Annotated in this window: 10 protein-coding genes; all 10 read left to right on the top strand. The window is 44.4% G+C overall.

Going from position 1 to position 6,290, the window contains the following annotated elements; genetic code table 11:
- The coding region (ribD, locus tag ACH2DQ_RS12140; protein ID WP_395026884.1) for a bifunctional diaminohydroxyphosphoribosylaminopyrimidine deaminase/5-amino-6-(5-phosphoribosylamino)uracil reductase RibD at positions 1-997 on the top strand (997 nt) is incomplete at its 5' end.
- Positions 979-1,620, top strand: coding sequence for a riboflavin synthase (locus tag ACH2DQ_RS12135; protein WP_394911803.1), 642 nt, complete (start codon positions 979-981; stop codon positions 1,618-1,620). The genes ribD and ACH2DQ_RS12135, both read left to right, overlap by 19 nt.
- 41 nt (positions 1,621-1,661) lie before the next feature.
- Positions 1,662-2,873 carry a bifunctional 3,4-dihydroxy-2-butanone-4-phosphate synthase/GTP cyclohydrolase II gene (locus tag ACH2DQ_RS12130; RefSeq protein ID WP_394911804.1) on the top strand — a complete coding sequence of 404 codons (1,212 nt, stop codon included), beginning with the start codon at positions 1,662-1,664 and terminating at the stop codon, positions 2,871-2,873.
- Between the two features lie 23 nt (positions 2,874-2,896).
- Positions 2,897-3,367, top strand: coding sequence for a 6,7-dimethyl-8-ribityllumazine synthase (gene ribE / locus ACH2DQ_RS12125; protein WP_394911805.1), 471 nt, complete (start codon positions 2,897-2,899; stop codon positions 3,365-3,367).
- A 251-nt stretch (positions 3,368-3,618) separates the two neighbouring features.
- Entirely contained in the window at positions 3,619-4,158 is a 540-nt protein-coding gene (locus ACH2DQ_RS12120) for a methylated-DNA--[protein]-cysteine S-methyltransferase (protein WP_394911806.1), read from the top strand.
- 162 nt (positions 4,159-4,320) lie between these two features.
- Positions 4,321-4,644 (top strand): PadR family transcriptional regulator, encoded by a 324-nt coding sequence (locus ACH2DQ_RS12115; RefSeq protein WP_394911807.1) that lies wholly within the window; start codon positions 4,321-4,323, stop codon positions 4,642-4,644.
- 2 nt (positions 4,645-4,646) lie between these two features.
- A complete protein-coding gene (locus ACH2DQ_RS12110) occupies positions 4,647-4,997 on the top strand; it encodes a DUF1048 domain-containing protein (protein ID WP_394911808.1) in 351 nt (116 codons plus the stop codon).
- A complete protein-coding gene (locus ACH2DQ_RS12105; protein ID WP_394911809.1) occupies positions 4,994-5,320 on the top strand; it encodes a DUF1048 domain-containing protein in 327 nt (108 codons plus the stop codon). Before ACH2DQ_RS12110 ends, ACH2DQ_RS12105 begins: the two co-directional genes overlap by 4 nt.
- 40 nt (positions 5,321-5,360) lie before the next feature.
- Entirely contained in the window at positions 5,361-5,558 is a 198-nt protein-coding gene (locus ACH2DQ_RS12100) for a cysteine-rich KTR domain-containing protein (protein WP_394911810.1), read from the top strand.
- 68 nt (positions 5,559-5,626) lie between these two features.
- Positions 5,627-6,290: ABC transporter ATP-binding protein (locus ACH2DQ_RS12095; protein WP_395026880.1), on the top strand; the 664-nt coding region annotated here is incomplete at its 3' end.

Raw genomic sequence — 6,290 nt, 5'->3', positions numbered from 1 at the left:
CCGGGGATACCATGAGCGGTACGGCGGTCTGCATGCTGAGCGAAATGCTTTAAAAAACTGTCGTGCGGAAGCTTTGGGGGCAGAAATGTATGTGACCCTGGAGCCCTGCTGTCATTACGGAAAAACGCCGCCTTGTACAGAAGCCATTATCAACAGTGGTATTACAAGAGTGGTAATCGGTACACTTGACCCCAATCCTCAAATGTCGGGGAAAGGGGCTGCCATTTTACAAAGAAACAACATCCGTGTAGAAACGGGTGTACTGGAACAGGACTGCAAAGCGCTCATTCGTACATTTGCAAAGTTCATTACAACCGGGAAACCCTATGTAATGATGAAGTACGCCATGACCATGGACGGCAAAATTGCCACTTATACAAAACAGTCGAAATGGATAACCGGAGAAAAAGCAAGGTATCTGGTGCAGGAAACCAGACAGCAATATTCCGCCATTATGGCAGGGGTTAATACGATCATCCAGGATGACCCGCTCTTAACCTGCCGCCTTGAAAATGCTGTAAATCCTGTCCGGATTATCTGTGATACCCATTTGCGTACACCGCTGGATTCCCGAATCGTCCAATCAGCATCTGCCCATTCGGCAGAAACCATAATCGCAACCTGCTGTATCGAGGAAAATAAAAAAATGCAATATCAAAGTAAAGGATGCCGCATTATAGAAACCAGCAGGAAGGAGGGGCACGTGAATCTCAGTGAACTTATGGAAATCCTTGGGGAAATGAATCTGGACAGTGTACTGTTGGAAGGGGGCAGCATTTTAAATTGGAGCGCATTGCACCAGGGGATTGTGGACGGTATCCAGGCATATATTGCACCGAAAATTTTTGGAGGAAGCCTTGCCGTATCTCCTGTGGGAGGTATGGGCGTTGCGCTGCCGGATGAGGCATTTCAGCTTACGGACACCCGGTTTTTACCGGTTGGCGATGACTTTTTGATGGAAAGTGAGGTGGTCTACCCATGTTTACAGGAATCATAGAGGAAACCGGGAGGATTTCAGCCATTTTGCGAAATGGAAATTCCATTCGGCTGACGGTTCATGCAAACAAAATTTTACAGGATATTAAAACAGGAGACAGTATTGCCGTCAATGGAATCTGTCTCACGGCAACAGGCTTTACGGCATCTACATTTACGGCGGATGTGATGCACGAGACCATAGCGCGCACTGCTCTGTCACACTTACGGCACGGAAGCATTGTGAATCTGGAAAGAGCCCTGTCCGTGAATGGGCGGTTTGGAGGACATTTTGTTACCGGACATATTGACGGAACAGGAACTATCATCAAAATGGAAAGGGACGCATCTGCCGAGTGGTATACCGTCAAAACAACTTCCAAAATCATGAGGTATATCGTTGAAAAAGGTTCTATTGCAATGGACGGCATCAGCCTGACCGTGGCAAAGACAGACAGCGCGTGTTTCTGTGTATCCGTTATTCCCCACACCATGGAACATACGGCACTGGCATCGAAAGGGTTACATGATACCGTGAACCTGGAAAATGATTACATAGGAAAATATATTGAAAAATTCATCCTGGGAGGAAAAGAAAATTCCTCAGATTTAACCAGGGAACTGCTTGAAAAATATGGATATTAGAGCTAAATACTGTTTAAAACCCGCTCACAGGAGGAAAGAAAATGAAATTTGATTCTGTAAAGGAAGCGTTAAGTACACTGCAGGCCGGTAAAATAATACTGGTTATGGACGATTGGGACAGAGAAAATGAAGGAGATTTAATCTGTGCTGCAGAATATGCAACCACGGAAAATGTAAACTTTATGGCAAGCTTTGCAAAGGGATTAATCTGTATGCCCATGAGCCGGCAACTGGGGGATAAACTGTGCCTGCCCCCTATGGCTGAAACAAATAATGACAATCATGAAACAGCATTTACCGTTTCGATTGATTACAAAGACACCACAACAGGCATCTCAGCCGCAGAAAGAGGAATGACGGCACGCATGAGTGTCACAGATGACGTTCTGGCAACTGATTTCCGACGGCCGGGCCATATGTTCCCTCTGATTGCAAAGGATAACGGGGTGTTGGAAAGAAACGGACATACGGAAGCAACCGTAGATCTGATGCGGCTGGCGGGATTAAAAGAATGCGGCTTATGCTGTGAAATTATGAATGAAGACGGGAGTATGATGCGCGCCCATGACCTGCTGGAATTTTCAAAACAGTACCAGATTCCCTGCATCACTATAAAAGATTTACAGGAATACCGGAAAATCAATGAAAAATTGACAGAGTGCGTATCCATTACCAAAATGCCAACCCGATATGGTAATTTTATGGCACATTGTTATATCAATAAATTGAATCATGAGCATCACATTGCCTTAGTCATGGGGAATATTGCCAAGGAAAGAGACGTTCTGTGCAGAGTCCATTCTGAATGTCTCACAGGGGATGTATTCGGTTCCTTAAGATGCGACTGCGGGCAGCAGCTTGATGCCGCCATGAAAATGATTGCAGATCATGGAAAAGGGGTACTGTTGTACATGCGTCAGGAAGGACGGGGAATCGGATTGGTTAATAAACTGAAAGCTTACCATTTGCAGGATGGCGGCATGGATACCTTAGACGCTAATCTTGCATTAGGATTTCAGGGGGATCTGCGGGAGTACTACATGGGAGCACAGATTCTGCGGGATTTAGGCATTCAATCCCTTCGTCTGCTGACAAACAATCCGGATAAGGTGTACCAATTAGAAGATTATGGGATAGAAATCACAAAACGCATACCAATTGAAATCGAAGCAACACCTTACGATCGGCTTTACTTAAAAACAAAACAAACCCGTATGGGACATTTATTAAACTTATCAGAAAGCAAATTATAACAACATCCAGAGGAGGAGAAAAAATGAGAATCTATGAAGGAAATTTAGCAGCAGAAAATATAAGGGTAGGAATTGTTACCGCACGGTTTAATGAGTTTATAACATCGAAATTATTGTCGGGTGCCATTGACTGCCTGAAACGTGAAAATGTAAAAGAGGATCAAATTGAAGTCGCATGGGTTCCGGGGGCATTTGAAATACCTCTGATTGCCTCTAAAATGGCGCATAGCAAAAAGTATGACGCTGTTATATGCCTGGGCGCAGTGATTCGCGGAAGTACCAGCCACTATGACTATGTGTGCAGCGAAGTCTCAAAGGGAGTAGCTCAGGCAGGTATTTCAAGCGGTATTCCGGTAATGTTTGGCGTATTAACAACAGACAATATAGAACAGGCAATCGAAAGGGCCGGAAGCAAAGCCGGAAATAAAGGATTTGAATGTGCCCAGGGAGCCATTGAAATGGTTAACTTAGTACGTTCTCTTGAAAGAAATTAAAAGATATTGTAAACCTCCTTTGGAACAGGAAAACGGGATATATTTTTTCGTGAACATGTGTTAAAATTACAATACTAGAGTTGCATCCGGGCTGTCACTATCATTACTGGTCGGCTGCAGCACCAGAACGTGTTTGAAACTGCGTTCTGTCACATGTGCGTTCCATTTATATGGGAGATTTATCCCCAATGAAGAACGCATAGCGGGCTATGTAACCTGGCAATCTCTAAATACATCAGGAGGAGTGTGAAATGTATTATTTTACAAAAGTGCAATCGCCATTGGGTATGCTGACTATTGCCTGTGATGGAGAAAATATTACAGGACTGTGGATCGAAGGGCAAAAATATTATTTGGGTTCCGTTTCAAAGGAAATGATAAAGAAAGATGATCTCCCGGTATTTCAAAATGTAAGAGAATGGTTAAACGGGTATTTTGCTGGAGAGAAGCCGGAGATTTCCAAGCTGCCTTTGCGCCCGGCGGGGGGGAAGTTCAGACAGGATGTCTGGGAAATCTTATGTGAAATTCCATATGGGGAAGTAGTTACTTATGGCTCCATTGCCAGTAAAGTGGCTGAGAAAATGGGCAGAGACAGGATGTCCAGCCAGGCAGTGGGCGGTGCTGTGGGTCACAACCCAATTTCTATCATCATCCCCTGTCATCGGGTGGTTGGAACAAAGGGCAGCCTGACCGGTTATGCAGGCGGTATCCCGTTAAAAATAAAACTGCTGGAACATGAAGGCGTGGATATGTCCCATCTTTTTATACCGAAAAAAGGAACCGCACTTTAATGAGGCGTTGGTAAATAGAGAAGCAAGAGAGTATATGAACTGTCATATGCTCTTTTTGTTTGGAAAAAATTCCCCTTGACACCTTCACTACTAAGTGTTACGATATAGAAGTACTAAGTATTACTGCATACAAGTCATACCAAGTAGGAAGGAGCGTACCAATTGGAAAATTTAACAGAAATACTAAAGGGTGTGCTGGAAGGTTGTGTGCTGGAAATTATCAGCCGCAGGGAAACTTATGGCTACGAAATTACCAGGCACCTGAATGCACTGGGCTTTACAGATGTAGTGGAAGGTACGGTGTATACCATATTAATACGGCTGGAAAAAAACAAATTAGTTGAAATAACAAAAAAACCATCTGACATGGGACCACCAAGAAAGTTCTTCACCCTAAACGACAACGGGAGGGAAGAGCTGCGAAAGTTTTGGAATAAATGGGACTTTGTTTCTTCGAAACTCAATCAATTAAGAGAGGAGCAGTGAATATGAAAAAATCTTTTATGGAGCTGATCATAGGCGATCTCAACGAGAAGCGTGCCTGGAGGCAATTTACCAAACGCGTAAACGCCCTGCCGAAGGACTATCGATATACATTCAAAAAAATCCTGCATTATTTTTACAACTTTGGCTATCATCTGGAGATGCTCACGGATCTGTTGGAGTTGTTCGAAGTAAGTGTAGCCGAGGGGAAACTCATTCGCGATGTGGTTGGCAATGACGTGGCATCCTTCTGTGATGAGCTGATCCACGCAAATGCCCAAGACACCGTCAGCCCGCGGGAACGTTTAAATCAGGAGATCCTGGAACACTTTCACAGGGGGGTAAAAGAAGTATGAATATCATCAAAAAAATAATTGGGGACAAAAAAGAGTACCGTGACCAGATGGCAAGGGTTGATGCATTGCCGGAAGACTATCGTTTTGTATATTATAAGATTCAGAACTATATGTGGAGTTTTTCAAGCGGAAGCGGCTTTGATATGTTAAAAACACAGTATGACCTGATTGATCTGTTTGAGGATGGAGCGGCTCATGACAGACACGTTCTGGAAGTAACCGGCGAGGATGTGGCATCTTTTTGTGATGAACTGATGCAGGGAAACAAACTTTGGACAGACCATTTCCGTAAACGCCTGAACCGTAACGTTAATAAAAGGTAAATCCATAAGCAAAACAGAAATCATATCAGGAGGCAGCACCATGGAAAAATCGCAAAGCCGGCATTGGCTTTTCTGTCCGGTCTGTCAGAATAAAACACGGACCATGCTGCGGGAGGATACCACCCTGCAGAATTTTCCTCTCTACTGTCCCAAATGCAGGCAGGAAACAATCATCAATGTTCAAAATAATAAAATAACCGTAATCAAAGAGCCAGACGCTGTGACGCAGAGCCGATAACCTTGAGAAATATCTCATGGGTTATCGGCTTTTTTTACACTGTTTTCTTATCAAAAGGAGGAACATCAATGAAAACAAATATTATTGAAGTAGAGAATCTGAAAAAAAGCTTTGGGACACTGGAGGTTCTAAAAGGTGTGGACTTTACCGTGGAACAGGGATCGGTTTTTGCTCTCTTAGGATCTAACGGTGCTGGGAAGACCACCGTTGTTAAAATTCTCGCAACCCTGCTCCGTGCGGACAGCGGAAGCGCCACAATCTGCGGATTTGACGTAAAAAAGAAGAGCCAACAGGTAAAAGAATGTATCAGCCTGACCGGTCAGTTTGCTGCTGTTGACGAAGTCCTTACCGGAAGGGAAAACCTTATTTTAATCGCCAGACTCCGCCATCTCAGAAATCCTGATAAAACCGCGGATAATCTGCTATCGCATTTTGAATTGACTGAGGCTGGCAGCCGTCGTGTCAGCACTTACTCTGGCGGAATGCGCCGCCGGTTAGACATTTCCATGAGTCTCATCGGAGACCCCCGGATCGTATTTCTCGATGAACCTACGACAGGTCTTGACCCCGAAGCCAGGCTCAGCGTGTGGAAAGAGATTAAACAGCTTTCAGAAAAAGGCAAAACAGTATTCCTGACCACCCAGTATCTGGAAGAAGCAGAGCAGTTAGCCGATCACATAGCCATTCTCCATGAGGGGAAGATTATCGCAAACGGAACCCTTGCCCAGCTGA

It is taken from the genome of Robinsoniella sp. (assembly GCF_034124845.1).
This window is presented reverse-complemented; position numbering and strand designations above follow the sequence as displayed.

Excerpts from the sequence above, each read along its gene's own strand:
- ACH2DQ_RS12135 (WP_394911803.1), top strand. The coding sequence starts at position 979 with ATGTTTACAGGAATCATAGAGGAAACCGGGAGGATTTCAGCCATTTTG.
- ACH2DQ_RS12130 (WP_394911804.1), top strand. The coding sequence starts at position 1,662 with ATGAAATTTGATTCTGTAAAGGAAGCGTTAAGTACACTGCAGGCCGGT.
- ribE (WP_394911805.1), top strand. The coding sequence starts at position 2,897 with ATGAGAATCTATGAAGGAAATTTAGCAGCAGAAAATATAAGGGTAGGA.
- ACH2DQ_RS12120 (WP_394911806.1), top strand. The coding sequence starts at position 3,619 with ATGTATTATTTTACAAAAGTGCAATCGCCATTGGGTATGCTGACTATT.
- ACH2DQ_RS12110 (WP_394911808.1), top strand. The coding sequence starts at position 4,647 with ATGAAAAAATCTTTTATGGAGCTGATCATAGGCGATCTCAACGAGAAG.
- ACH2DQ_RS12105 (WP_394911809.1), top strand. The coding sequence starts at position 4,994 with ATGAATATCATCAAAAAAATAATTGGGGACAAAAAAGAGTACCGTGAC.
- ACH2DQ_RS12100 (WP_394911810.1), top strand. The coding sequence starts at position 5,361 with ATGGAAAAATCGCAAAGCCGGCATTGGCTTTTCTGTCCGGTCTGTCAG.